At 71.1% G+C, this 24,083-nt stretch carries 22 protein-coding genes; 9 read left to right on the top strand and 13 right to left on the bottom strand.

What is annotated here, in order from left to right; translation table 11 throughout:
• Positions 1 to 117 precede the first annotated feature (117 nt).
• Positions 118 to 1,596 carry an ArsA family ATPase gene (locus tag ACN20J_RS22800; RefSeq protein WP_361910025.1) on the bottom strand — a complete coding sequence of 493 codons (1,479 nt, stop codon included), beginning with the start codon at positions 1,594 to 1,596 and terminating at the stop codon, positions 118 to 120.
• The gene (locus ACN20J_RS22795; RefSeq protein WP_055612640.1) at positions 1,593 to 2,570 is read right to left on the bottom strand and encodes an ArsA-related P-loop ATPase; all 978 of its coding nucleotides are present in this window, start codon (positions 2,568 to 2,570) and stop codon (positions 1,593 to 1,595) included. Before ACN20J_RS22795 ends, ACN20J_RS22800 begins: the two co-directional genes overlap by 4 nt.
• Before the next feature lie 130 nt (positions 2,571 to 2,700).
• On the opposite strand from ACN20J_RS22795, the gene ACN20J_RS22790 reads away from it, so the two are divergent.
• From ACN20J_RS22790 to ACN20J_RS22775, 4 genes are all read left to right on the top strand, one after another.
• Positions 2,701 to 2,862 carry a DUF4177 domain-containing protein gene (locus ACN20J_RS22790; protein ID WP_107099910.1) on the top strand — a complete coding sequence of 54 codons (162 nt, stop codon included), beginning with the start codon at positions 2,701 to 2,703 and terminating at the stop codon, positions 2,860 to 2,862.
• Positions 2,859 to 3,326 carry a RidA family protein gene (locus ACN20J_RS22785; RefSeq protein ID WP_362001187.1) on the top strand — a complete coding sequence of 156 codons (468 nt, stop codon included), beginning with the start codon at positions 2,859 to 2,861 and terminating at the stop codon, positions 3,324 to 3,326. The genes ACN20J_RS22790 and ACN20J_RS22785 overlap by 4 nt, the downstream gene beginning before the upstream one ends.
• A 143-nt stretch (positions 3,327 to 3,469) precedes the next feature.
• Positions 3,470 to 4,339 (top strand): NUDIX hydrolase, encoded by an 870-nt coding sequence (locus ACN20J_RS22780; protein WP_055612643.1) that lies wholly within the window; start codon positions 3,470 to 3,472, stop codon positions 4,337 to 4,339.
• Entirely contained in the window at positions 4,336 to 5,175 is an 840-nt protein-coding gene (locus tag ACN20J_RS22775) for an MBL fold metallo-hydrolase (RefSeq protein WP_189843230.1), read from the top strand. The genes ACN20J_RS22780 and ACN20J_RS22775 overlap by 4 nt, the downstream gene beginning before the upstream one ends.
• A 49-nt stretch (positions 5,176 to 5,224) precedes the next feature.
• On the opposite strand, the gene ACN20J_RS22770 is transcribed toward ACN20J_RS22775, so the two are convergent.
• From ACN20J_RS22770 to ACN20J_RS22755, 4 genes are all read right to left on the bottom strand, one after another.
• Positions 5,225 to 6,031 carry a nucleotidyltransferase gene (locus ACN20J_RS22770; RefSeq protein WP_419666647.1) on the bottom strand — a complete coding sequence of 269 codons (807 nt, stop codon included), beginning with the start codon at positions 6,029 to 6,031 and terminating at the stop codon, positions 5,225 to 5,227.
• A gap of 36 nt (positions 6,032 to 6,067) precedes the next feature.
• Complete coding sequence (locus ACN20J_RS22765) at positions 6,068 to 7,171, bottom strand: PQQ-binding-like beta-propeller repeat protein (protein WP_189843228.1); 1,104 nt, start codon at positions 7,169 to 7,171, stop codon at positions 6,068 to 6,070.
• A 108-nt stretch (positions 7,172 to 7,279) separates the two neighbouring features.
• The gene (locus ACN20J_RS22760; RefSeq protein WP_016642758.1) at positions 7,280 to 7,954 is read right to left on the bottom strand and encodes a Crp/Fnr family transcriptional regulator; all 675 of its coding nucleotides are present in this window, start codon (positions 7,952 to 7,954) and stop codon (positions 7,280 to 7,282) included.
• 192 nt (positions 7,955 to 8,146) lie between these two features.
• A complete protein-coding gene (locus ACN20J_RS22755; protein WP_189843337.1) occupies positions 8,147 to 8,863 on the bottom strand; it encodes a hypothetical protein in 717 nt (238 codons plus the stop codon).
• Here ACN20J_RS22755 and nth point away from each other — a divergent pair.
• The 3 genes from nth to ACN20J_RS22740 all read left to right on the top strand — a co-directional run bounded on the left by nth (position 8,745) and on the right by ACN20J_RS22740 (position 12,005).
• Positions 8,745 to 9,929 (top strand): endonuclease III, encoded by a 1,185-nt coding sequence (gene nth, locus ACN20J_RS22750; protein WP_189843323.1) that lies wholly within the window; start codon positions 8,745 to 8,747, stop codon positions 9,927 to 9,929. The two genes, ACN20J_RS22755 and nth, sit on opposite strands and share 119 nt — an antisense overlap.
• A gap of 52 nt (positions 9,930 to 9,981) precedes the next feature.
• Complete coding sequence (locus ACN20J_RS22745; RefSeq protein ID WP_190230593.1) at positions 9,982 to 10,686, top strand: NUDIX hydrolase; 705 nt, start codon at positions 9,982 to 9,984, stop codon at positions 10,684 to 10,686.
• 119 nt (positions 10,687 to 10,805) lie between these two features.
• Positions 10,806 to 12,005, top strand: a complete 1,200-nt coding sequence (locus ACN20J_RS22740) for a MarP family serine protease (RefSeq protein ID WP_189843226.1) — start codon at positions 10,806 to 10,808, stop codon at positions 12,003 to 12,005.
• A gap of 72 nt (positions 12,006 to 12,077) precedes the next feature.
• Here ACN20J_RS22740 and ACN20J_RS22735 read toward each other — a convergent pair whose 3' ends face one another.
• The 6 genes from ACN20J_RS22735 to ACN20J_RS22710 all read right to left on the bottom strand — a co-directional run bounded on the left by ACN20J_RS22735 (position 12,078) and on the right by ACN20J_RS22710 (position 20,147).
• Positions 12,078 to 12,257: a hypothetical protein gene (locus ACN20J_RS22735; RefSeq protein ID WP_079053496.1), complete on the bottom strand. Its 180-nt coding sequence runs from the start codon at positions 12,255 to 12,257 to the stop codon at positions 12,078 to 12,080.
• Positions 12,258 to 12,422: 165 nt separating this feature from the next.
• On the bottom strand, positions 12,423 to 13,373 hold the full coding sequence (locus tag ACN20J_RS22730; protein ID WP_189843225.1) for an alpha/beta fold hydrolase: 951 nt from the start codon (positions 13,371 to 13,373) through the stop codon (positions 12,423 to 12,425).
• Complete coding sequence (locus ACN20J_RS22725; RefSeq protein ID WP_055617057.1) at positions 13,370 to 13,858, bottom strand: phage holin family protein; 489 nt, start codon at positions 13,856 to 13,858, stop codon at positions 13,370 to 13,372. The genes ACN20J_RS22730 and ACN20J_RS22725 overlap by 4 nt, the downstream gene beginning before the upstream one ends.
• Before the next feature lie 149 nt (positions 13,859 to 14,007).
• Positions 14,008 to 15,444 (bottom strand): Na+/H+ antiporter NhaA, encoded by a 1,437-nt coding sequence (gene nhaA, locus ACN20J_RS22720; RefSeq protein WP_419666646.1) that lies wholly within the window; start codon positions 15,442 to 15,444, stop codon positions 14,008 to 14,010.
• A gap of 198 nt (positions 15,445 to 15,642) precedes the next feature.
• On the bottom strand, positions 15,643 to 17,640 hold the full coding sequence (gene acs, locus ACN20J_RS22715; protein ID WP_419666645.1) for an acetate--CoA ligase: 1,998 nt from the start codon (positions 17,638 to 17,640) through the stop codon (positions 15,643 to 15,645).
• Between the two features lie 137 nt (positions 17,641 to 17,777).
• Positions 17,778 to 20,147: a bifunctional SulP family inorganic anion transporter/carbonic anhydrase gene (locus ACN20J_RS22710; RefSeq protein ID WP_190230595.1), complete on the bottom strand. Its 2,370-nt coding sequence runs from the start codon at positions 20,145 to 20,147 to the stop codon at positions 17,778 to 17,780.
• A gap of 325 nt (positions 20,148 to 20,472) precedes the next feature.
• Here ACN20J_RS22710 and ACN20J_RS22705 point away from each other — a divergent pair, with 325 nt between their 5' ends.
• Positions 20,473 to 21,837 (top strand): hypothetical protein, encoded by a 1,365-nt coding sequence (locus ACN20J_RS22705; protein ID WP_419666644.1) that lies wholly within the window; start codon positions 20,473 to 20,475, stop codon positions 21,835 to 21,837.
• 97 nt (positions 21,838 to 21,934) lie between these two features.
• Here ACN20J_RS22705 and ACN20J_RS22700 read toward each other — a convergent pair whose 3' ends face one another.
• Positions 21,935 to 22,921, bottom strand: coding sequence for an ATP-binding protein (locus ACN20J_RS22700; RefSeq protein WP_361893444.1), 987 nt, complete (start codon positions 22,919 to 22,921; stop codon positions 21,935 to 21,937).
• Between the two features lie 94 nt (positions 22,922 to 23,015).
• On the opposite strand from ACN20J_RS22700, the gene ACN20J_RS22695 reads away from it, so the two are divergent.
• Positions 23,016 to 23,867 (top strand): oxidoreductase, encoded by an 852-nt coding sequence (locus ACN20J_RS22695; protein ID WP_419666643.1) that lies wholly within the window; start codon positions 23,016 to 23,018, stop codon positions 23,865 to 23,867.
• Positions 23,868 to 24,083 lie beyond the last annotated feature (216 nt).

Raw genomic sequence — 24,083 nt, 5'->3', positions numbered from 1 at the left:
GCAACCGGGGTCCCATCGGCCCCGTATGCGTCAGGGGGCCACGTGACGTACACGCGACCCCGCACGGCGTCGTATACGGCGTCCGCACGCAACTGGGGCCACTGTGGCCCCGAGAGGCTACGCAGCTCCGGCCGGCGAGGTACCGGCCGCGAGCCGCTCCCCGATGTTCCGCAGCCCTGCGAGGTCGTGCACATCGCCGGGCAGCGCGGCAACTTCGGCCACCGCCACTTCGGGGTGGCGTGCGGCGAAGCGGTCGCGTGTGCGCTGCTCGCGGTGGAGCAGCTGCATGCGCTCGGCGTGCAGCCTCAACAGGCCTGCCGTGAGTTGTTCGACGGTTCGGTCGTCCGTGGGCTCGTCCGTCCCGGCTCCTTCGGCGGTGGTCCGGTCCGCGGCGGGGGAGCCTGCGTCGGGCGCGGGAGCCTGGGGAACGGTGGTCTGGGTAGCGGGTGATTCTGAACTGCCGTACGTGTCGGGAGAGTTACGAAGTCCAGCTTTCCCGCCCGACTGATCCACAATGCGGGCCTCGTCAAGATTTTCCGCGACGGCCGGATCGGCACCGGGTTCGGCCGGACCGGCCGCGGGGTGTTCGACCGGACCGGCGGCGAGGTCGAGGGTCTCCGCGGCGGCCAGCGCCCGCTCCGCCGACAGCTGGGCCGCGCCGCTGCCGTGGACGCGGTTCAGCACGAGCCCCGCGAGCGGCATGTCCTCGGCGGCCAGCCGCTCCACGAAGTACGCCGCCTCGCGCAGCGCGTCCCGCTCCGGGGCCGCGACGACCAGGAAAGCCGTCCCGGGCGCCTGGAGCAGCTTGTACGTGGCGTCCGCGCGGGTGCGGAAGCCACCGAAGGTGGTGTCCATCGCGGCCACGAACGTCTGGACGTCCTTGAGGAGCTGGCCGCCCAGTAGTTTGCCGAGGGTGCCGGTCATCATCGACATCCCGACGTTCAGGAACTTCATCCCGGCCCGGCCGCCCAGCTTCGCCGGAGCCGTCAGCAGCCGGATCAACTTGCCGTCCAGGAACGACCCGAGCCGCTTCGGGGCGTCCAGGAAGTCGAGCGCCGAGCGCGAGGGCGGGGTGTCGACGACGATGAGGTCCCACTCCTCGCGGGCCCGCAGCTGGCCCAGCTTCTCCATCGCCATGTACTCCTGCGTGCCCGCGAAGCCCGCCGAAAGCGACTGGTAGAAGGGGTTGTTGAGGATCGCGGCCGCCCGCTCGGGGTCCGCGTGCGCCTCGACGATCTCGTCGAAGGTGCGCTTCATGTCGAGCATCATCGCGTGCAGTTCGCCGTCCGCGGAGTCGTCGACGCCCTTCACCCGGCGAGGGGTGTTGTCCAGCGCGTCGATGCCCATGGACTGGGCGAGCCTGCGCGCCGGGTCGATGGTGAGGACGACCACCTTGCGGCCGCGCTCGGCCGCGCGCAGCCCGAGGGCCGCCGCCGTGGTGGTCTTGCCGACACCGCCCGAGCCGCAGCAGACCACGATGCGGGTCTTCGGGTCGTCGATCAGCGGATCGACGTCCAGGACGGCGGCGGCGTCTATGCCGCGGGCGGGCTCGTGCGAGTGGGTCGTGTCGTGTGCGCGGGCCGGGTCCTGGCTCATGAGATCCCTTGCTGACGCAGTTCCTTGGCGAGTTCGTACAGGCCCCCGAGGTCCATTCCCTCGGCGAGCAGCGGGAGTTCGTGCAGGGGCAGGTCCAGGCCCTGGAGCACGGCCCGCTGGTCGCGCTCCAACGCGTGCCGCTCGGCGTACTCGTCGGCCTGGGTCAGCAGCGGTTCCACCAGCCGCTCGGCGACCCCGCCGCGACGCGCGCCACCGAGTCCGGCGGCGGACAGCGACTTGGCGATGGCCGTGCGCGGCGCCTCGCGGGTGAGCTCCAGATCGGTCTCGTCGAGGATCGAGGGCCGCACCATGTTCACGATGATCCGCCCCACCGGCAGCCGCGCGGCACGCAGCTCGGCGATGCCGTCCGCGGTCTCCTGGACGGGCATCTCCTCAAGCAGCGTCACCATGTGCACGGCGGTCTCGGGCGACTTGAGCACCCGCATGACGGCCTGCGCCTGATTGTGTATCGGGCCGATCTTGGCGAGTCCCGCCACCTCGTCGTTCACGTTCAGGAAGCGGGTGATCCGGCCGGTCGGCGGCGCGTCCATCACCACGTAGTCGTACGCGAAGCGCCCGCGCTTGTCCTTGCGGCGCACCGCCTCGCAGGCCTTGCCCGTCAGGAGTACGTCCCTGAGGCCCGGCGCGACGGTGGTCGCGAAGTCGATGGCGCCGAGTTTCTTCAGCGCGCGACCGGCGCTGCCGAGTTTGTAGAACATCTGGAGGTAGTCCAGAAGGGCCAGTTCGGGGTCTATGGCGAGGGCGAACACCTCCCCGCCCCCTGGAGCGACGGCGATCTTCCGCTCCTCGTAGGGCAGGGCCTGCGCTTCGAATAGCTGCGCGATGCCCTGCCTGCCCTCGACCTCGACCAGAAGGGCACGCTTGCCCTCGGTCGCTAGGGCGAGCGCGAGTGCTGCGGCGACCGTGGTCTTGCCGGTACCGCCCTTGCCGCTGACGACCTGGAGCCTGCTCACGTCTTCGAGCCTAACCAGTCGGCCGCGGAAGTACGCAGGAGGCTGTGGACAAGCTGTGCGAGAGGTCCCGGGCGAGGCCCTCGACGAGGTCCGCGGAAGGGCGTGCGCGGCAGCGGATACAGTCGCCCTCATGACCAAGTGGGAATACTCAACCGTGCCGCTGCTCGTCCACGCCACGAAGCAGATTCTGGACACCTGGGGCGAGGACGGCTGGGAGCTCGTCCAGGTCGTGCCCGGGCCGAACAACCCCGAGCAGCTCGTCGCCTATCTGAAGCGCGAGAAGGCCGCATGAGCGCCGTCGAGGCGAAGCTGGCCGAGCTCGGACTGACCCTGCCGGACGTCGTGCCGCCGCTGGCCGCGTACCAGCCCGCGGTGCAGTCGGGTGTGTACGTGTACACGGCCGGCCAGCTCCCGATGGTGGACGGAAAGCTTCCGGTCACCGGCAAGGTGGGCGCGGAGGTCACTGCGGAGGAGGCCAAGGACCTGGCCCGCACCTGTGCGCTGAACGCCCTCGCGGCGGTCAAGTCGGTCGTGGGTGACCTCGACCGCATCGCGCGCGTGGTGAAGGTCGTCGGCTTCGTCGCCTCGGCCTCCGACTTCACGGGCCAGCCCGCCGTGCTGAACGGCGCGAGCGAGCTGCTCGGCGAGGTCCTCGGCGAGAAGGGCGTGCACGCGCGCAGCGCGGTCGGCGTGGCGGTGCTGCCGCTGGACGCCCCCGTCGAGGTCGAGGTCCTGGTGGAGCTGACGCACGCGTAAGTCGGTCCGCCGTTGCATGGGTATGGCTCGGTGGCGTGAGCGGATTCCGGGGCGTGGGCCTGCTCCTATGGCGTAGGCGTGCCTCCTGGGGGAGGCGATCGTTGCCTCTCGAACATCAGCCCACTCCGGGATAGCCTCCGCCCATGGCGAATGGGCAGTGGTATCCCCCTGAGTGGCCCGAGAGAATCCGCGCGCTCGCGGAGGGCACGCTGACACCGGTCGCCCCCAGGCGGGCGGCCACCGTCATGCTGCTCAAGGACACCGACTCCACCCCCGTCGTGCACATGCTGCGCAGACGCGCCTCCATGGCCTTCGCCGGAGGCGCGTACGCGTATCCGGGCGGCGGTGTGGACCCCCGGGACGACGACCGGCAGATCCGCTGGGCGGGCCCCACGCGCGCGTGGTGGGCGTCCCGGCTCGGCGTCGACGAGACCACCGCCCAGGCGATCGTCTGCGCGGCGGTGCGCGAGACGTACGAGGAGGCGGGCGTCCTGCTCGCCGGGCCCACCGAGGACACCGTGGTCGGCGACACCACCGGCGAGGAGTGGGAGGCGGACCGCGCGGCCCTGGTCGCCCGTGATCTCTCCTTCGCGGAGTTCCTGGAGCGCCGGGGGCTCGTCCTGCGCTCCGACCTCCTCGGCGCCTGGACCCGCTGGATCACCCCCGAGTTCGAGCCCCGCCGCTACGACACCTGGTTCTTCGTGGCCGCGCTCCCGGAGGGCCAGCGCACCCGCAACGCCTCCACGGAGGCCGACCGCACCGTCTGGATCCGCCCCGCCGACGCGAGGGACGGCTACGACAAGGGCGACCTGCTGATGATGCCGCCCACCATCGCGACCCTGCGCCAGCTCGGCGCGTACGCCACCGCCGCCGAGGCCCTCGCCGCGGCACCGGGGCGCGACATGACGCCCGTCCTGGCCCAGGCCCGCCTGGAAGGCGGCGAGCTGGTGCTCAGCTGGCCCGGCCACGACGAGTTCACCAAGCACATCCCGACCGGTGGAGCCTCCGCATGACCGACGCCGCCGCCCTTCCCGGCCAGCCACGGGGTGGGGTGCTCTCGGGCCCCGCCACCGCGCGTGCCGTCAACGTCCTGGCGCCCAACCCCTCCGCGATGACCCTGGACGGCACGAACACCTGGATCGTGGCCGAGCCGGACTCCGAGCTGGCGGTGGTGATCGACCCGGGGCCCCTGGACGACGTACACCTGCGGAACGTCGTCGACATCGCCGAGAAGGCCGGCAAGCGCGTCGCACTGACCCTGCTGACGCACGGGCACCCGGACCACGCGGAGGGCGCCGGACGGTTCGCGGAACTGACCGGGACGAAGGTGCGGGCGCTCGACCCGGCGCTGCGGCTCGGCGACGAGGGCCTGGCGGCCGGGAACGTCGTCACCACGGGCGGCCTGGAGCTGCGCGTCGTGTCCACCCCCGGCCACACCGCGGACTCGCTCTGCTTCCATCTGCCCGCCGACCGGGCCGTCCTGACCGGCGACACGATCCTGGGCCGGGGCACCACGGTCGTCGCGCACCCCGACGGGCGCCTGGGCGACTACCTGGACTCCCTGAGGCGCCTCAGGTCCCTCACGGTCGACGACGGCGTGCACATGGTCCTGCCGGGCCACGGGCCGGTCCTGGAGGACGCCCAGGGCGCCGTCGAGTTCTACCTCGCCCACCGCGCCCACCGCCTCGCCCAGGTCGAGACGGCGGTCGAGGACGGCTACACGACCTCGTCCCAGGTCGTCGCCCACGTCTACGCCGACGTCGACCGCTCCCTGTGGCCGGCGGCGGAGCTGTCGGTGCTGGCTCAGATGGACTATCTCCGGGAGCACGGGCTCATCGGGGAGGCCTGAGAAGCGGGAAAACGGCCCTCCTGGGGGCACGGTTTCGAAAACGCCCTCCCTAGGGGCGCGGTTTCTTGATGCCGTGCACGCGCGCGTACTCCTCGGCGAGCCACGGCCCGAGATCGTCGACGTACGACCGCAGGACGGCGGCATCACCCCTCGGCTCGTGCCCGAGGACGGCCGCCTCCCGCAGTTGCGCGGCCCGTTCCGGGTAGTACGTGCCGAACGCCTCGGCCATCTCCGTCAGATCGCTCGTCCAGCCGTTCCAGCGGGGCATGACGAGGGTGAAGGCCGTGCGGACGAGATGACGTGACATGAAGCGCACGAGGGGCCGCAGGGCCTCCTCCGAGGCGCCCGCCTCCGCGATCCGCTCGCGCCACCGGGGGAGGAACAGCGCGAGGTCGCCGTTCGTCTCGCGGGCGAGGAGCGTGTCGGGCCGGTAGCGCGGCAGGTCCTCGGCGAGGTCCTCGCCCAGCAGCGGCGTACAGAGGCAGGCCACGAACCAGCCGAGATCGTGCCTCTCCAGGTCGCTCAGCACCTGCTCCCGGCCGACCAGCAGCGTCCCCGCCCCGTCGATCTGCGGGAACTCCTTGTCCAGCGCCTCGTCGAGCGAGCGGGCGTCCGAACGGTCCGCCTCCGTGGGCTCCTCGCGCAGGGCCAGCAGCAGATCGAGGTCGGAGCACCCCACGCGCGCGGTGCCGCGCGGGATCGACCCGTACAGGTACGCGCTGTGCAGCCGCGCCCCGAAGACGTCCAGCACCCGGTCGCGGGCCGTGGCCACCACGGGCCGGAACGCGCGCGGGATCAGCCCCAGGGATCCCTCGCGTTCGATGTATCCCCGGGAGTCGAGCCCCTTGTTCGGCATGGGAACACTCTGCACGGGCCGGGCCGCGGGTTCATGTCATTTCCAGCGGAACACGCGCAGCCGGTGGACGGAGCGCTCCGCCGTACAGACCACGGCGAGGCAGTCCCCGGCCGCGGACAGGCGGGCCCGGTAGCTGTGGCCGGGCAGGACGCGCTCGGCCACGACCCGGCCGTCGGCGGGATCGAGCACGGTCGCGCGGTCGCCGTAGCCGTTCAGGACCACGAGGTGACCTCGGTGGGCCAGCGGGGAGAGCGTGGCACCGTACGTGCTGCTCCAGGTCCAGCGGAGGACCCCCGTGGTGACGTCGAACGCGTTGAGCGTGCTTCCGGTGTCCTCCTCGCCGTCGGGAGTCGGCGGGCCGACGCACTCGACGGCCAGCAGATCGCCGACCACGGCCACGTCACCTCCGAACTCCTCGGCCCAGCGAGGCAGTTCGATCTCCCACTCCCTCTCCCCTCCGCCCACCACTACGAGCCGTCGGCGAGCGTCCTCGCCGGGTCCCGCGGTGGACACGACGACAGGGTGGGCCCGTACGACGGAGACGTGCCCCCACCGCTCGGGGACCGGCCGCTCCCACAGGAGGGCTCCGGTTTGGGCGTCGATCGTCCGCAGCACGGGTGGCGTGTCCCCGTGACGGGGACGGACGGTCGCGAGACGACCGCCGCCGAGGGCCACCCCGCGCGCGTGCCCGCCGACGGATCCGAGCGCGTCGGCACGCTGCTCGCGCGACCAGAGGACCCTGCCCGAGCCGACGTCGAGCCCCGTGAGACGGACGTGCTCCGCGCCGCCGTCCCCGTCGGCGTGGTCGTGATGCAGTACGACGCCCACGCCGTCCGGTGCGTCCGCGGAGGCGTGGGCCAGCACCTCGCCGTCGGGCGGCTGCCACGTCCACAGGGGGTCACCGGTCGTCAGGCCGTACGCCTCCACCCGGTCGGAGCGCGCCATGGCGAGGGTTCCGTCGACCGCCCAGGTGCTCAGCGGTGCGCCGGGGCTTCCCTTCTCCCGCGGGTACTTCCACAGCCTCGGCGCCGATGCGGGGCCCCGGCGCCACCAAGGGCCCTTCGTGCCGCCCCAGACCGACTCCGGCGCCCTGTCCTCGTACGCTCCTGCGTCCTCGTACGTCCACGCGTCCTCGTGCATCCCCACCCCTTGGGTCGGTGTCCGGACGCCTTGAGCCGGCCCCGGCGACGACAAGAAGGGCCCCACCGTGCGGCGGGGCCCTTCTTTAAAGAAGACGTGATGTAACGGCTAGCGCGAGCGCTTCGCGAGGCGCTCCACGTCCAGCAGGATGACCGCGCGGGCCTCCAGGCGGAGCCAGCCGCGGCCCGCGAAGTCGGCGAGCGCCTTGTTGACCGTCTCGCGGGAGGCGCCGACGAGCTGGGCCAGCTCCTCCTGGGTCAGGTCGTGCACGACGTGGATGCCCTCCTCGGACTGCACGCCGAACCGGCGCGAGAGGTCCAGGAGCGCGCGGGCCACGCGGCCCGGCACGTCGGAGAAGACCAGGTCGGACATCTGGTCGTTGGTCTTGCGCAGACGCCGGGCGACGGCGCGCAGCAGGGCGGCGGCCACCTCGGGCCGCGCGTTCAGCCAGGGCTGGAGGTCGCCGTGGCCGAGACCGAGCAGCTTGACCTCGGTCAGCGCGGAGGCGGTCGCCGTGCGCGGGCCCGGGTCGAACAGCGACAGCTCGCCGATGAGCTCGCCGGGGCCGAGGACCGCCAGCATGTTCTCGCGGCCGTCGGGGGATGTGCGGTGGAGCTTCACCTTGCCCTCGGTGACCACGTACAGGCGGTCTCCGGGGTCGCCCTCGTGAAAGAGCGCGTCTCCGCGCGCGAGGGTCACCTCACTCATGGAGGCGCGGAGCTCCGCGGCCTGCTCGTCATCGAGCGCCGCGAAGAGCGGGGCGCGCCGCAGAACGTCGTCCACGAGTTCTCTCCTTGTCGACCTGCTCAGGGGATCTTGCTCCCCCGTGTGCCGGGGACCGTGTTCCCCATTTTGCCGGACGGTCCAAACAGTGTGATCAGTCACAAGTCTGCCGTACAGGTGTGTCCCGCAGTGCGGCAGGGGGCCAATTGGGGGCCGATCTCCGAGGGCCGGGGCGGATGTCACTGGTGGGCTTTAGGCTGGCCGGGTGTCCAAATCGCCGGTGAGAGCACAGGCCAAGGGGGCTGGACGGGTGGTTGCACGTCGCGATTCCGCTGTGGGCGAACAGGACCCCGACGGAGCGAAGAAAACGACAAAAGCGGCAGGGGGCGGGCCGGCCAAGAGGTCGGCCGGAGCCGCCGGGAAGGCCGCGGGGGTCGCGGCCTCGGAGATGGCCGCGACCGCGAAGAAGGCCGCCGCCGTCAAGAGAGCCGCGTCCGCGAGGAAGGCTGCCGCCCCGAGCAGGAAGGTTGCTGCCGCGACCAAGAAGGCTGCCGCCGCGAAGAAGGTGGCCGTCTCGAAGAAGGCTGCCGCGAGCAAGACGGCTGCTGCCGCAGGCAGGAAGGTGGCGGCCCCGAGTGGGGAGGCGGCCGCCATTGGCAAGAAGTCTCCCGCCCCGAGCGTGAGGGCCGCCGCCCCGAGCAAGAAGGTGGCTGCCGCGAGCAGGAAGGCCGCTGCCGCGACCAAGAAGGTGGCCGCCTCGAAGAAGGCCGCCGCTCCGAAGAAGGCCGCCAAGAAGAGCACACCGGCGAAGGCCGTCGCCGGGAAGGCGGCCTCGGCGTCGGGCACGCCGGTGAAGTCGACTGCCAAGAAGACCTCGGCGTCGGGCACGCCGGCGAAGGCGACCGCCACGAAGACCTCGGCATCGAGCGCGCCCGCGAAGGCGACCGCCAGGAAGCCCACTCCCGCCACGCCCACGCCTGCCAAAAAGTCCGCCCCCGCGAAGAAAGCCGCACCCGCCGCAGTGACCCCCGCCAAACCCACCCCAGCCAAAGCCACTCCCTCCAAAGCAGCCCCAGCCAAAGCGGCGCCCGCCAAGGCAGCCTCCGCCAAAGCCACCCCCAGCAAAGCCGCCCCCACCAAAATCACCCCCGCCAAGCCACCCCGGAACGAGTCGCACACCGCTCTCGTCCGGCGGGCGCGCCGTATCAACCGTGAGCTCGGCGAGGTGTACCCGTACGCGCACCCGGAGCTGGACTTCGAGAACCCCTTCCAGCTGGTGGTGGCCACGGTTCTGTCGGCGCAGACGACCGACCTGAGGGTGAACCAGACGACTCCGGCCCTCTTCGGGAAGTACCCCACGCCCGAGGACCTGGCCGCGGCGAACCCGGAGGAGGTCGAGGAGATCCTCCGGCCGACCGGGTTCTTCCGGGCCAAGACCAAGTCGGTGATAGGGCTCTCCAAGGCCCTGCGGGACGACTTCGGGGGCGAGGTCCCCGGCCGCCTCGAAGACCTCGTCAAGCTGCCCGGCGTGGGCCGCAAGACCGCCTTCGTCGTGCTCGGCAACGCCTTCGGCCGCCCCGGCATCACCGTGGACACCCACTTCCAGCGGCTCGTACGACGCTGGCAGTGGACCGACCAGACGGAGCCCGACAAGATCGAGGCGGCCATCGGCGGGCTCTTCCCGAAGAGCGAGTGGACGATGCTCTCGCACCACGTGATCTTCCACGGCCGCCGTATCTGCCACGCCCGCAAGCCCGCCTGCGGCGCCTGCCCGATCGCCCCGCTCTGCCCGGCCTACGGGGAGGGCGAGACGGACCCGGAGAAGGCCCAGAAGCTCCTGAAGTACGAGAAGGGCGGCTTCCCGGGCCAGCGCCTCAACCCTCCGCAGTCCTACCTCGACGCGGGAGGCATCCCCGCACCCCCGCTGGGGGCGCCCGCCCCCGGCGCCGTCGTGCCCGGCGCATCCGCCCCCGGCGCACCCGTACCCGCCTCCGCCGGCCCCGCGCCCGGTTCACCCGCGCGGGAGGCCGGATGACGGAACGATCTGTGGACCCGCGGGCGTTGAGAGCAGCAGAACGGGGGTGGCGATGACGCGCGCGAGTCACACGCACGACATGCAGGACGGCGATCTGGTCCTGACCAAGGACGGCCTGCCGGGCTGGCTGGACCCGGTGGTGCATGCCGTGGAGACGGTGGAGCCGCTCCAGCTGAGCCGCTTCCTGCCCCCGGAGGACGGCGGCGGGCGTCAGTCGGCCGTACTGATCCTGTTCGGCGAGGGCGAGCTGGGCCCCGAGCTGCTGCTCATGGAGCGGGCGAGTTCGCTCAGGTCGCATGCCGGGCAGCCGTCGTTCCCCGGTGGCGCCCTCGACCCCGAGGACGGCGACCCGAAGGCCGACGGGCCGTTGCGGGCCGCCCTCCGCGAGGCCGAGGAGGAGACCGGGCTCGACCCCCGCGGTGTCCAGCTCTTCGGCGTGCTCCCCAAGCTCTACATCCCGGTGAGCGGCTTCGTGGTCACCCCGGTGCTGGGCTGGTGGCGCGAGCCGACACCGGTCGGCGTGGTCGACCCGGCGGAGACGGCCCGCGTCTTCACGGTCCCCGTGGCGGATCTCACGGACCCCGGCAACCGCGCGACGGCCGTGCACCCGCGCGGCCACGCAGGTCCGGCATTCCTGGTCGAATCCGCCCTGGTCTGGGGCTTCACGGCCGGAATCATCGACCGCCTCCTGCACTACGCGGGCTGGGAGCGGCCCTGGGACCGGGACAAGCAGGTCCCGCTCGACTGGCGCGCATGACAGGGTGGCACCCGTGCTGTGTCTCTCCGGGGGCCGCGACATGAGCGGCTGCGCCGGGTGTCCCCGGACCCCCGGCCGAGGCACGGCCACCGCAAAGTGATGAGGCGAGGCTTGAAGCAGTGAACGTGCTGGACATCCTGTTGCTGGTCGCCGCCGTGTGGTTCGCGATCGTGGGCTATCGCCAGGGGTTCGTCGTAGGCATCCTGTCGGTGATCGGATTCCTGGGCGGCGGTCTCGTCGCGGTCTACCTCCTGCCGGTCGTCTGGGGAGCGGTGACGGACGACGCGGAGGTCGGCACGACCGCAGCCGTCGTCGCCGTGGTCGTCGTGATCGTCTGCGCCTCGGTGGGCCAGGCCCTCACCACCCATCTCGGCAACAAACTGCGCCGGTACATCACCTGGTCCCCGGCCCGCGCCCTGGACGCCACGGGCGGCGCCCTCGTCAACGTCGTGGCGATGCTCCTCGTCGCCTGGCTGATCGGCTCGGCCCTGGCCGGCACGACGCTGCCGACGCTCGGCAAGGAGGTCCGCGGCTCCAAGGTGATGCTCGGCGTGGACCGGGCGCTGCCCAACCAGGCCGACACCTGGTTCGCCGACTTCTCCTCGGTCCTCGCGCAGAACGGCTTCCCGCAGGTCTTCAGCCCGTTCTCGAACGAGCCGATCAACGAGGTGGATCCGCCCGACCCGGCCCTCGCGAGCAGCCCGGTCGCCGCCCGCGCCCAGCGCTCCATCGTCAAGGTCACCGGCACCGCCCAGAGCTGCGGCAAGGTCCTCGAAGGCACCGGCTTCGTCTTCGGCCCGCGCCGCGTGATGACCAACGCCCATGTGGTGGGCGGCGTGGACGAGCCGTACGTCCAGATAGGCGGCGAGGGCAAGCGGTACGCCGCGAAGGTCGTGCTCTACGACTGGGAGCGCGACATCGCCGTACTCGACGTACCCGATCTGGACGCGCCCGCCCTGAAGTTCACCACCGAGGAAGCGACCAGGGGGGACGACGCGATCGTCGCGGGCTTCCCGGAGAACGGCTCGTACACGGTCAACCCGGCGCGCGTGCGCGGGCCCATCACGGCCAACGGCCCGGACATCTACCACCGCGGCACCGTGCAGCGGAAGGTCTACTCCGTCTTCGCGACCGTGCGCCAGGGCAACTCCGGCGGCCCGCTGCTCACCGCGACCGGCGAGGTGTACGGCGTGGTGTTCGCGAAGTCCCTCGACGACGCCGACACGGGGTACGCGCTGACCGTGGAAGAGGTCCAGGAGGACATCACCAAGGGCCGTACCGCCAACCAGCAGGTGGGCAGCGACAGCTGCGCGCTGTAGTCCGGGGGCGCGGAGGGCTCGGCCGACGGAGTCGAACGGGCGAAGGTCCGAACGATCCGGCCGCGCGGGTCCTCAGTCGCGAGGGTGACGCAGACGCGCCGAGACCCAGCGGGCACGGCGCTTCAGAATGTGCGGAATTCCCAGCCGAGGATCCGTGCCCTGCAGCTGCGGGGCTCCCCTCTGATGGGAGCTCAGGCCACTGGCCGAGCGGCGGTTTCGTGCTGCGTCACTGTAGTCGTGCGTCCAGCCCATACCCCGACGTCTGCCCCTGCCCCAAGGTCGATAACCGCCCCCACGCCCCCCAATCGGCCTATGCGTCGGGCAATTGGCCGTTCGTAGAACAGGCGTTCCCGAGACGTGTGGGGCGTGTGATGCGACAGCTTCGTCGAACGGCCCCTGACCTGCGGCGCGATGCCCTCAGCGGTCCGGCTCGGGGTCCTTCAGCCAGTTCACCAGTTCGGTCGAGAAGGCCACCGGATCCTCCTCGTGGGGAAAGTGCCCGAGCCCGTCGAACAGGCGCCAGCGGTACGGCGCTTCGACGTACTCCCCGGACCCCGCGGCACTCCGCGTGCGCATCACCGGATCGAGCGAGCCGTGCAGATGCAGCGTCGGCACCCGAACGGGCCGCTTCATACGGCGGTTGAACTGAATACCGTCCGGACGGGCCATCGAGCGGACCATCCACCGGTACGGCTCCAGCGAGCAGTGCGCCGTCGACGGGATCAGCATCGCCCGCCGGTACGCCTCCACGGCCTCGTCGTCCGGCAGCCGCGGCCCGGACCAGTCCCGGATGAGCTCGCCGACCAAGGCCCCCTCGTCGGCCAGCAGTTGACGCTCGGGGATCCACGGCCGCTGGAAGCCCCAGATGTACGAGCCGGCCGCGGTCTGCTTCATGTCCGAGAGCATCGCGGAGCGCCAGCGCCGGGGGTGCGGCATCGAGGAGACCACGAGCCGGCGGACCAGCTTGGGCCGCATCACGGCAGCGGTCCACGCCAGATAGCCGCCCAGGTCGTGGCCGACCAGCGCCGCGTCGGGCTCGCCGAGGGACCGTACGACGCCGGTGATGTCGAGGGCGAGGTTCGCGGGGTCGTAGCCGCGCGGGGTGCGGTCGCTGCCGCCGATGCCCCGCAGATCCATCGCGACCGCGCGGAAGCCCGCGTCGGAGAGCGCCACCAGCTGATGCCGCCACGTCCACCAGAACTGCGGGAAACCGTGCAGCAGCAGGACCAGCGGTCCGTCGCCCATCTCGGCGATGTGGAAGCGCGCGCCGTTGGCCGCGACGTCCCGGTGGGTCACCTGTTTCCCGCCGGGCACGTCGAGCCGTACGACCGAGGTGGGTTGCGCCGAGGATGAGGCGGGATCCGTCATGAGGACGAGCGTGCCACAGCCTTGACGGTGTCACCGACCGGGTCGGCCGCGGTCACCTCACGGGGGTGCGGCTTCACGTTCTGCAGTACGGCCGCCGATTCCTTGACCGAGGCGGCCGTCTTCTGCGGGCCCTGGCCCTTCTTGGCCTTCTTCGCGAAGATCACGCCGATCAGCGCGAGGACGCCCGCGACCACCACGTTCCCGGCGAACGACAGCAGGAAGCAGACCGCCAGGTTCCAGTCGCTCCAGGTGCGGATGCCGTACGCCAGGGCGAAGCTCAGCATGGGCAGGGAGAAGATCAGTACCGCACCGGCCGCCGCGAACGCGCCGCCACCGACCGCTCCGCGCTTGACGTCCCGCTTGAGCTGCGCCTTCGCCAGTGCGATCTCGTCGTGCACCAGCGCGGACATCTCGGTCGTCGCCGAGGCGAACAGCTGGCCGATGCTGCGTTCGGCGCCGACCGGGCTGCCGTCGGGTGCGCTCATCGCGTTCTCCCTGTTGTCTTGTCGGTTGTCTTGTCGCCGTTGTCTTGCGTCGTCTGTCGTCATGGAGCTGCGAGCGTTTTGGGTACGTGTGGACCGTACGTGCCGGACCGGGTGTATCGGAACGTGCGTAACGGACCGTGCGTGTCAGATCATGCCGGACCGTCGTTCTCCTCGCTTGCCCCGCCCGCCACTTCGGCAAGCCTTCGGTGCTCGGCGGCCTTGCGCTCGTGGATCTCGGCCATCCGCAGGTGGTAGGCGGGATTGTCCTGTTCGTAGATGTCGGGGATGCCGTCGAGGTCCTCGTCGCGCTCCTCGTCCTCCCACAGCCTGCGGTACTTGGCGTTCCGTATCTTCAGCAGGACGCCCGACAGGACGGCCGCGATCAGGGAGCCCATCAGGACGGCGGCCTTGACCTCGTCGGTGAGCGCCTGGTCGCCGTCGAAGGCGAGCTCCCCGATGAGCAGCGAGACGGTGAAGCCGATGCCGGCGAGCGAGGACACCGCGAAGACGTCGGGCCAGGCCAGGTCGTCGGAGAGTGACGCTCTTGTGAAGCGGGCCGTCAGCCAGGTGCCGCCGAAGATGCCGACCGCCTTGCCGACGACCAGACCGAGCACGACACCGAGGGTCTCCGGCCGGGTGAACACCTCGCCGAGCGCGCCGCCGGACACCGCGACCCCGGCGCTGAACAGCGCGAACAGCGGCACGGCGAGGCCCGCCGACAGGGGGCGGACGAGATGCTCGATGCGCTCGCCGGGTGAACGTTGCTCGCCTTCGTCCTTGCGGGTGGTGCAGCGCAGCATCAGACCCATCGCGACCCCGGCGATGGTGGCGTGGACGCCGCTGTTGTACATCAGCCCCCAGATCACCAGGGCGAGCGGCACGTACACGTACCAGCCGCGTACGCCCTTGTGCAGCAGCAGCCAGAAGACGGCGAGGCCGAGGACGGCGCCGCCGAGCGCCGCGAAGTTCAGGTTCTCGGTGAAGAACACCGCGATGATCAGGATCGCGAAGAGGTCGTCGACGACGGCGAGCGTGAGCAGGAAGGCGCGCAGGGCGCTCGGCAGCGACGTACCGATGACGGCGAGGACGGCGAGCGCGAAGGCGATGTCGGTCGCGGTCGGTACGGCCCAGCCGTCGAACGAGCCGCCGCCGGTGACGTTGACCAGCGTGTAGACGAGCGCGGGCACGGCCATGCCGCACAGCGCGGCGACGACCGGGAGTGCGGCGGCCCGCGGGTCCCTGAGGTCACCGGCGACCAGCTCGCGTTTGAGCTCGATGCCCGCGACGAAGAAGAAGACGGCGAGGAGGCCGTCGGCGGCCCAGTGCTCGATGGAGAGGTCCAGGCCGAGCGAGGCGGGTCCTACGTGGAAGTCCCTGACCGACTCGTAGCTCTCCCGGATCGGGGTGTTCGCCCAGATCAGCGCGGCGATCGCGGCGGCGAGCAGGAGGACGCCGCCTACCGTCTCGGTGCGCAGCGCGTCCGCGACGAAGGTCCGCTCGGGCAGGGAGAGCCGTCCGAGGACCTTGTGGTTCTTGCCGGGCGCGGGCACGAGATCGACCTCCGGTCGGTAGGCATCGCTGAGCACTTGCCGACCAGACTTCCCGGCGCACCTTTTGAGATCTCTGGGATCTCGGGGTTCTCTCTGTCGCGTTTCTCTTGTCGCGTTGTTTACGCGCTTCTCAGCCTACCCAAGATGCGGCCGGACCCATCCGGTGATCACCAGGCTAGACGCGAGAGGGGCACCCGGCGCGTCCTGCGCCGGGTGCCCCTCTCGCGTCGTACGTCAGTCCTCGCTGGCCGCAGCCGGGAGCTTCGACTGGATGAGGTCCATCACCGTGGAGTCGGTGAGCGTGGTGACGTCACCGAGCTGACGGTTCTCCGCGACATCGCGGAGCAGCCGGCGCATGATCTTGCCCGAACGGGTCTTGGGCAGCTCGGCCACCGGCAGGATCCGCTTGGGCTTGGCGATCGGGCCCAGCGCCTTCGAGACGTGGTCGCGCAGGTCGCCCACGAGGCTCTCGGTCTCAGACGCCGTACCGCGCAGGATCACGAACGCCACGATCGCCTGGCCGGTCGTCTCGTCGGCCGCGCCCACGACCGCCGCCTCGGCGACCGACGGGTGCGAGACGAGCGCGGACTCGACCTCGGTGGTCGAGATGTTGTGCCCGGACACGAGCATCACGTCGTCGACCCGGCCGAGCAGCCAGATGTCGCCGTCGTCGTCCTTCTTGGCACCGTCGCCCGCGAAGTACTTGCCCTCGAAGCGCGACCAGTACGTGTCGAGGAACCGCTGGTCGTCGCCCCAGATGGTGCGCAGCATCGACGGCCACGGCTCGGTGAGCACGAGGTAACCGCCGCCGCCGTCCGGCACCTCCCGCGCCTCGTCGTCGACGACGGTCGCGGCGATCCCGGGCAGCGCCCGCTGCGCGGAGCCGGGCTTGGTCTCGGTGACACCCGGCAGCGGCGAGATCATCATCGCGCCGGTCTCGGTCTGCCACCAGGTGTCCACGATCGGGGTGCGGTCGCCGCCGATGTGCTTGCGGTACCAGATCCACGCCTCGGGGTTGATCGGCTCACCCACCGAGCCCAGCACCCGCAGGCTGCTGAGATCGAACTTCGCGGGGATGTCGTCGCCCCACTTCATGAACGTACGAATGGCCGTCGGCGCCGTGTAGAGGATCGTCACGCCGTACTTCTGGACGATCTCCCAGAAGCGCCCCTGGTGCGGGGTGTCCGGCGTGCCCTCGTACATCACCTGCGTCGCGCCGTTCGCCAGCGGCCCGTACGTGATGTACGAGTGGCCGGTGACCCAGCCGATGTCGGCCGTGCACCAGTAGACGTCGGTCTCCGGCTTGAGGTCGAAGACGGCGTGGTGGGTGTACGCGGCCTGGGTGAGGTAGCCGCCGGAGGTGTGCAGGATGCCCTTCGGCTTACCCGTCGTCCCCGAGGTGTAGAGGATGAACAGCGGGTGCTCGGCGTCGAACGCCTCGGGGGTGTGCTCGGCGGACTGCTTCGCCGTGATCTCGTGCCACCAGACGTCACGGCCCTCGGTCCACGCGACGTCCTGGCCCGTACGCCGCACGACGAGGACCTTGTCCACGCCCTCGACCCGGGAGACCGCCTCGTCCACGGCCGGCTTGAGCGCGGAGGGCTTGCCGCGGCGGTAGCCGCCGTCCGAGGTGATGACCAGCTTGGCGTCGGCGTCCTGGATGCGGGTGGCGATCGCGTCGGCCGAGAAGCCGCCGAAGACCACGGAGTGCGCGGCGCCGATGCGGGCGCAGGCCAGCATCGAGACGACGGCCTCGGGAATCATCGGCAGGTAGATGGCGACCCGGTCGCCCTTCTCCACCCCGAGCTCGGTGAGGGCGTTCGCCGCCCGGGAGACCTCGTCCTTCAGCTCGGCGTACGTGATGGCGCGGCCGTCACCCGGCTCGCCCTCGAAGTGGATGGCGACCCGGTCGCCGTTCCCCGCCTCGACGTGGCGGTCCACGCAGTTGTACGCGACGTTGAGCCTGCCGTCCTTGAACCACTTGGCGAACGGCGGGTTCGACCAGTCCAGGGTCTCGGTCGGCTCGGTGGCCCAGGTCAGCCGGCGGGCCTGCTCGGCCCAGAAGCCGAGCCTGTCAGCCTTGGCCTGCTCATACGCCTCCGCGGTGACGTTGGCGTTCGCGGCCAGGTCGGCGGGCGGCGCGAACCTGCGCTCTTCCTTCAGCAGGTTGGCCAGGCTTTCGTTGCTCACGACATCTCCCTTTCCCAGGGTGTCCGTTGTGTCCCAGGCCACAGCTCATCAGACGCGGCCCCCTGGTGACAAGGGCCGTCCGGGAATTGGTTTAGACCTGTGGGCAGGATCATGTGTGCGTGCGGCCTCCCGCGGACACGGGGGGCCACACGTTCTCACGGACGGGAGAGGGACGCGGTTCAGGCGGGTGTGTCGTGCAGGGCCGTCGCAGCGACCCGGTCGAAGACCTCGCCGTCCGGCTCCTCGTGGTGAGCGCGCTCCGTGAGGAGATAGGCCTGGGCCTCGCCCACGTGGAAGTACATCCCGTGCAGTTCGAGCGCGCCCTCCTGCAGCGCGCGGGCCACGGAGTCGTGCGCCCGCAGATGCTCCAACTGCTGCACCACGTTGGTCAGACAGAGCTGCTCCACGGCGTCGGCGGGGGCCCGTCCGGCGATGCGCGTCCAGGGCCGGTCCTTGGCGGCCATCCGCTCCAGACTCGGCAGCCCGTGCCGCAGCCACCGCTTCAACGGCGTCTGCGCGCCGCCCGGTTCGGTGTTCATCAGCGCCTGCATCGCCCCGCAGCCGGAGTGCCCGCACACGGTGATGGACCGCACCTGCAGCACCTCCACCGCGTACTCGATGGCGGCCGCGACCGAGTCGTCGGCGCTCTCCTCGCCGGGGGGCGGTACGAGATTGCCGACGTTCCGTACGACGAAGAGGTCGCCCGGGCCGCTGGAGGTGATCATCGACGTGACCAGCCGGGAGTCGGCGCAGGTCAGGAAGAGCTGGGAAGGCTGCTGCCCCTCCCGCGCGAGCCTGGCCAGTTCGCCGCGCACCAGGGGCGCGGTGTTGCGCTGAAACGAGCTGATGCCGCTGGCCAGTTGATGCCCGCTCCGACGCCCGCCCTGCGGGGCGCTCTCGGGGCGCTCGCAGTGGTGGTTGCGCCAGGGTGTCCAGGGCCGGCAGTGGCAGTGCGAGGTCTCTCCGGTGCCCCCCTGGACGTGGGGCGCGGCCAGCCGGGCTCCGGTGCGTCCGGTCAGCTCGACGGAGCCGCCCTGCGCGAGGTGCGTGCTCTGCCAGTCGTGCAGCGATTCGTACGCCGCGTGGTCCATGAAGGAACCGTCCAGCTCGACCACGGCATCGGCGCCCTGGGGCACGAGATGCAGCGTCCGGCTGAGGCGCGGCACGGCGAGGAACGTCAACTGCCCGCGTACGCGTACGTGGTGGACACCCGCCGAGTCCTCCTCGTGGATGATCCGGGTGCGGGTGAGCCGGTGCAGGGCGACTCCGACGGCCACGGCGATCCCCAGCAGGACGCCTTCCAGTACGCCGAGGACGACGACGGCGAGGGTCGTGACCGCGTACACCAGCACCTCTCGGTGGCGGGTGACCGTGCGGATGTGGTGCAGGGACACCATCTGGATGCCGACGGCCATCACCAGGGCGGCGAGCGCCGCGAGGGGGATCAGCTCCAGCACCGGGACCATCAGCAGGGCGGCGATCACCACCCAGACGCCGTGCAGCATCGTGGAGTTCCGGCTGACCGCTCCCGCCTGCACGTTCGCCGAGCTGCGCACGGCCACGCCCGCGACGGGGAGCCCGCCGAGCGATCCGGAGACGATGTTGGCGGCGCCCTGTCCGAGCAGCTCGCGGTCGAGGTCGGAGCGCTTCTGCTGGGTCGGCCGCCCGGCCGTGAGTTTGTCCACGGCGACGGCGCCGAGCAGCGACTGGACGCTGCACACCAGCGTGACGGTGAGCACGGCGGCGGTGATCCCGAGCGCCGGGCCCTCGGGCAGCCCGGCCAGCGCGTGGCTCCGCCAGGACGGCAGGTCGACCTTGGGCAGGGTGAGCCCGGCGAGCGCCGCCGTCGTGGTGGCCGCGGTGACGGCGACGAGCGCGGCGGGCACCTTGCGAAGGGCCCGGCCCACGCGTCCGGGAATCCGGGTCCAGGCCAGCAGGACGGCCAGCGTCAGGGCGCTCATCGACAGCGCCGCCACCTGGGGGTGGGCCAACTGCCCCGGTAGCTCCCGCATGTTGGCGACGACCGAGCTGCGCGGGGAGCCGCCGAGCACGATGTGCAGCTGGGCGACGGCGATGGTGATGCCGATACCGGCGAGCATGCCGTGCACGATCGCGGGGCTGACGGCGAGGGCGGAGCGGGCCACTCGCAGGAAGCCCAGGCCGAGTTGGGCGAGACCGGCGAGGACGGTGATGGCGCAGGTCGTGCGCCAGCCGAACTTCTGGATGAGATCGGCGGTGACCACCGTGAGCCCGGCGGCGGGGCCGCTCACCTGGAGCGGGGCGCCGCCGAGACGGCCGGCCACCAGTCCGCCCGCGGCGGCGGCGACGAGCCCCGCCTGCAGCGGGGCCCCGGTGGCGAGGGCGATGCCCAGGGACAGCGGAAGGGCGATCAGGAAGACGGCGATCGAGGCGGACAGATCGGCGCCGGCGATGCGAGGGACACGGGGGAGCCGGGGGGTCCGGCGGCGGGGCTCGGGCGGGCTGTGCGGCCGCCCCTCGTCCGGCATGTGCGATGAGTCGTCGGTGCGGGTGGGGACGCAGGCAGGCATGGTTCCCGTCTTCCTCCGGGGCTACGCGGTCGCTTGGGGCGCGGCCGTGGGTCACGGCGTACAGCGGCGGGATTTCTCAACTCTCGGTAAATGAATCGTAATGGAGAGTAAAGGACGTGTGCGAAAAAGTAGCGCAAATGGGTCAGTAATTCACTCCAGGGGGTGATTAATCATTTTGATCGGCTTGTCGTACTAATTCCTTCCGGGGCCCCTGCGATCTTGGGTGAGCTGTCGGTTTCTGTCCGTTTTCTCGGGGTTATCCGGGATTTCACCGCACGGAATCCCTTCCGCTTTGGCCCGACTGAAGGAAGAAGGTGGGCGGAACATGGCCACCACTCAGAGGATCGCCGCGGGCGTCACGGCCGCCGCGGCCTGCGCCGCCGCGCTCGCCGGCTGCGGTATCGGTGACACCGGCGCCGAGAAGGGCGCGCACGGTGACGGCGCTCGCGCCGCGACGAAGGCCGCGGGCGCCCCGGCACCCAGGACCGCGGTCCGTCTGATCGGCGACGGCTCCACCGCCTTCACCGGCGCTCAGCCGCACCTGCCGCGCCCCGAGCGGCTGAAGCCCGGTCAGAAACCGCCCCAGTTCGTGGTCTTCTCCTGGGACGGGGCCGGCGAGGACAGCCAGCGGCTGTTCTCGCACTTCCGCAAGGTGGCCAAGGCCAACAACGCGACGATGACGTACTTCCTGAGCGGTGTGTACATGCTTCCGGAGGCGAAGCGCCGGCTGTACCGGCCGCCGCAGCACTCACCGGGCCGCTCCGACATCGGCTTCAATGACGAGCAGGGCATCAAGGACACCGTGCGGCAACTGCGCGGCGCCTGGCTCGAGGGCAACGAGATCGGCACGCACTTCAACGGCCACTTCTGCGGCGGCGGGGGCGGCGTGGGCCAGTGGTCGGTCGAGGACTGGAAGGACGAGATCGCCCAGGCCAAGCTCTTCGTCAAGTCCTGGAAGAGCACCACGGGTACGTCGAAGGCCTCCCCGCTGCCCTTCGACTACGAGAAGGAACTCATCGGCGCCCGCACGCCCTGCCTGGAGGGGCGGAAGAACTTCATGCGCGCCGCCCGGGAGCTGGGCTTCCGGTACGACACCAGTGGCGTCAACAACCAGGTCTGGCCCAAGAAGGAGAAGGGCCTGTGGGACCTGTCGATGCAGCTCGTCCCCGTCCCGGGGCGCGCCTTCGAGACGCTGACCATGGACTACAACTTCCTGGTCAACCAGTCGGGCACCACCCGGGGCAACCCGGCCAAGCACGCGTACTGGGGCGACCAGATGCGGGACGGCCTGCTCAAGGGCTTCTCCCGCGCCTACGAGGGCAACCGCGCGCCCCTGATCATCGGCAACCACTTCGAGTCCTGGAACGGCGGCACGTACATGCGCGCCGTCCAGGAGACCATCGAGCGCGTCTGCACCAAGCCCGAGGTGCGCTGCGTCTCCTTCCGCCAACTCGCCGACTGGCTCGACGTCCAGGACCCGCAGACGCTGGCCAGGCTCCGCACCCTCAAGGTGGGCGAGGACCCGAAGGCCGGCTGGACGTCGTTCCTCTCCGAGCAGCCTGCCCCGCCACCCGTCTCCGAGCAGCAGCCCTCGGCCCCCCTCGCCGAGCAGCCGCCTTCGGCCCCCCTCGCCGAGCAGCCCGCCCCGGCCCCGAAGGGCGTCCCGGGGGCACCGGCGGTCACGCGGTAGCCCCCTGAGCGGTTGGGCGGGCAGGCGGGCGCGGCGGACCGGCGACTGCCGTACGGCGTGAGGCTCAGGCCCTGGCGGCCTGGCCTCACGCGGAACGTCAGGCCGTGGCGGTCTCGGCCTCGCGCAGGACGAACTCCGGGTCGACCTGGGCCGCCAGGTCGGCGCCCGTTCGTTCGTTGCCCCAGGACTGGGCGTTCTTCAGGTGGAAGTGGACCATCTGGCGCGTGTAGCGCTCCCAGTCGCGCTGCTCGTACGTGGCGTCGGCGGCGGCCTGGAGGGCGCGCAGCGCACGGCGGTTGCCGTCCTCCAGCTGCTCGAACCTGGGCGGGCGGCCCTTCTCCATGGCGCGCACCCAGTCCGAGTGGCCGACCGTCAGCAGCAGGTCGTCGCCGACCTCGCTCCTCAGGAAGTCGATGTCGTCCTGCCCCTGCACCTTGTTGCCGACGACCTTCAGGGTGACGCCGAAGTCGCGCGCGTACTCCTTGTACTGGCGGTAGACGGAGACTCCCTTCCGGGTCGGCTCGGCGACGAGGAACGTGATGTCGAAGCGGGTGAACATGCCGGACGCGAAGGAGTCCGAGCCCGCCGTCATGTCGACGACGATGTACTCGCTCTGGCCGTCGACGAGATGGTTCAGGCAGAGCTCCACTGCACCGGTCTTGGAGTGGTAGCAGGACACTCCCAGGTCGGCCTCGGTGAACGGGCCGGTAACCATCAAACGGACGGCCCCGCCGTCGAGTTCCACCGGCCGCGCACAGGCCTCGTACACCGGGTTGTCCTCGCACACCCGCAGCAGACGGGAGCCCTCGCCGGGCGGGGTCGTCTTGATCATCGTCTCGGTGGACGTGATGCGGGGGTTGGAACCGCGCAGGTAGTCCTTGATCAGCGCGAGCCGGTCGCCCATGGCGGGCAGCCGCCCGGCCTCCTCGTCGGTGAGGCCGAGCGCGGGCCCGAGGTGCTGGTTGATGTCGGCGTCCACCGCGACGACGGGCGATCCGGTGGACGCGAGGTGGCGCACGAAGAGCGAGGACAGGGTGGTCTTGCCGCTGCCACCCTTCCCAACGAAAGCAATTTTCATGTTCATTAAGGTACCGGCGCGACGGCGTCCGGGGGCCGCCACACGTGAAGAAGACCACTCATTAGTGGGGCGCGGGCCTGGTGTGCGTAGGGTCGTACTCATGAGTACGACAGGTGGGAACGCCGACCCGCTCGCGGCGCTGGGGACGCTGCCAGGCGTGGCCGAATCCGTGGAGTCCGTGCGCAAGGCCGTGGACCGGGTCTACGGGCACCGCATCATGCGCCGCCGCAGCAACGCGATCACCTCGGAGGCGGCGCTGCGCGGCGCGCGCGGTTCCGCGGCGCTGTCCGGTGCCGACTGGGCGCTCGAAGAGGTGCGCCGGCGGGCCGACTTCAGTGGCGACGACGAGGCCCGCGTGGTGGGCTCCGCGCTCAGGCTGACCGCCGAGGCGGGCCAACTCCTGTCCATCTGGCGGCAGTCGCCCCTTCGGGTACTGGCGCGGCTGCATCTGGTGGCCGCCGCCGACGAGGGGGACGCGGTCGGGCGCCCGCGACGGGACGGTGAATCCGTCACGGAGAGCGCCGCGTCCGCCGCCGCGGGACCGCCGTTGATCGGGCTTCCGCTGCCGAGCGCGGCCGAGGTCGAGGGCCGTCTCGACGGACTGGCGCGGCTGGTCATCGCGGGGGGTTCCGCACCCGCCCTGGTGACCGCCGCGATCGTGCACGGCGAACTCCTCGCGCTGCGCCCCTTCGGTTCCCACAACGGCCTGGTCGCGCGCGCGGCCGAACGCATCGTCCTGGTCGGCAGCGGCCTCGACCCCAAGTCCGTCTGCCCGGCGGAGGTCGGTCACGGGGAACTGGGCCGCGCGGCCTACGCCTCGGCCCTCGAAGGCTATGTCTCGGGCACTCCGGAGGGTATGGCGACCTGGATCGCCCACTGCGGCAGGGCGATCGAACTCGGTGCCAGGGAGTCGACGGCGGTGTGCGAGGCGCTTCAACGAGGGGCTGCGTAGACCCGCGATCGCTTCAACAAGGGCCGCGTGGGTCTGCGGGGCTCTGAATGTGCCTGTCCCTGAACAGGGTTGCGGCGGTACGGGATCCGTACCGCCGCTGGCATGTCCACCCGGTTACCAAGCGTCCTCGAGATATTGCCCATCAGGTCGGGAACTGTTGCCCGTCGCCTGGTGCGGCTGGCCCGTAATCGACGGGTCGACGTCGCGTGGGTGCCC

It is taken from the genome of Streptomyces sp. 2-1 (assembly GCF_048564895.1).
GTDB classification, from domain to species: Bacteria; Actinomycetota; Actinomycetes; order Streptomycetales; family Streptomycetaceae; genus Streptomyces; species Streptomyces phaeochromogenes.
This window is presented reverse-complemented; position numbering and strand designations above follow the sequence as displayed.

Coding starts and splice junctions, on each gene's coding strand:
- ACN20J_RS22780 (WP_055612643.1), top strand. CDS start 3,470: ATGGCGAATGGGCAGTGGTATCCCCCTGAGTGGCCCGAGAGAATCCGC.
- ACN20J_RS22770 (WP_419666647.1), bottom strand. CDS start 6,031: ATGCCGAACAAGGGGCTCGACTCCCGGGGATACATCGAACGCGAGGGA.
- ACN20J_RS22790 (WP_107099910.1), top strand. CDS start 2,701: ATGACCAAGTGGGAATACTCAACCGTGCCGCTGCTCGTCCACGCCACG.
- ACN20J_RS22745 (WP_190230593.1), top strand. CDS start 9,982: ATGACGCGCGCGAGTCACACGCACGACATGCAGGACGGCGATCTGGTC.
- ACN20J_RS22700 (WP_361893444.1), bottom strand. CDS start 22,921: ATGAACATGAAAATTGCTTTCGTTGGGAAGGGTGGCAGCGGCAAGACC.
- ACN20J_RS22775 (WP_189843230.1), top strand. CDS start 4,336: ATGACCGACGCCGCCGCCCTTCCCGGCCAGCCACGGGGTGGGGTGCTC.
- ACN20J_RS22695 (WP_419666643.1), top strand. CDS start 23,016: ATGAGTACGACAGGTGGGAACGCCGACCCGCTCGCGGCGCTGGGGACG.
- ACN20J_RS22765 (WP_189843228.1), bottom strand. CDS start 7,171: ATGCACGAGGACGCGTGGACGTACGAGGACGCAGGAGCGTACGAGGAC.
- ACN20J_RS22705 (WP_419666644.1), top strand. CDS start 20,473: ATGGCCACCACTCAGAGGATCGCCGCGGGCGTCACGGCCGCCGCGGCC.
- ACN20J_RS22725 (WP_055617057.1), bottom strand. CDS start 13,858: ATGAGCGCACCCGACGGCAGCCCGGTCGGCGCCGAACGCAGCATCGGC.
- ACN20J_RS22730 (WP_189843225.1), bottom strand. CDS start 13,373: ATGACGGATCCCGCCTCATCCTCGGCGCAACCCACCTCGGTCGTACGG.
- ACN20J_RS22785 (WP_362001187.1), top strand. CDS start 2,859: ATGAGCGCCGTCGAGGCGAAGCTGGCCGAGCTCGGACTGACCCTGCCG.
- ACN20J_RS22735 (WP_079053496.1), bottom strand. CDS start 12,257: ATGGGCTGGACGCACGACTACAGTGACGCAGCACGAAACCGCCGCTCG.
- ACN20J_RS22710 (WP_190230595.1), bottom strand. CDS start 20,147: ATGCCTGCCTGCGTCCCCACCCGCACCGACGACTCATCGCACATGCCG.
- ACN20J_RS22800 (WP_361910025.1), bottom strand. CDS start 1,596: ATGAGCCAGGACCCGGCCCGCGCACACGACACGACCCACTCGCACGAG.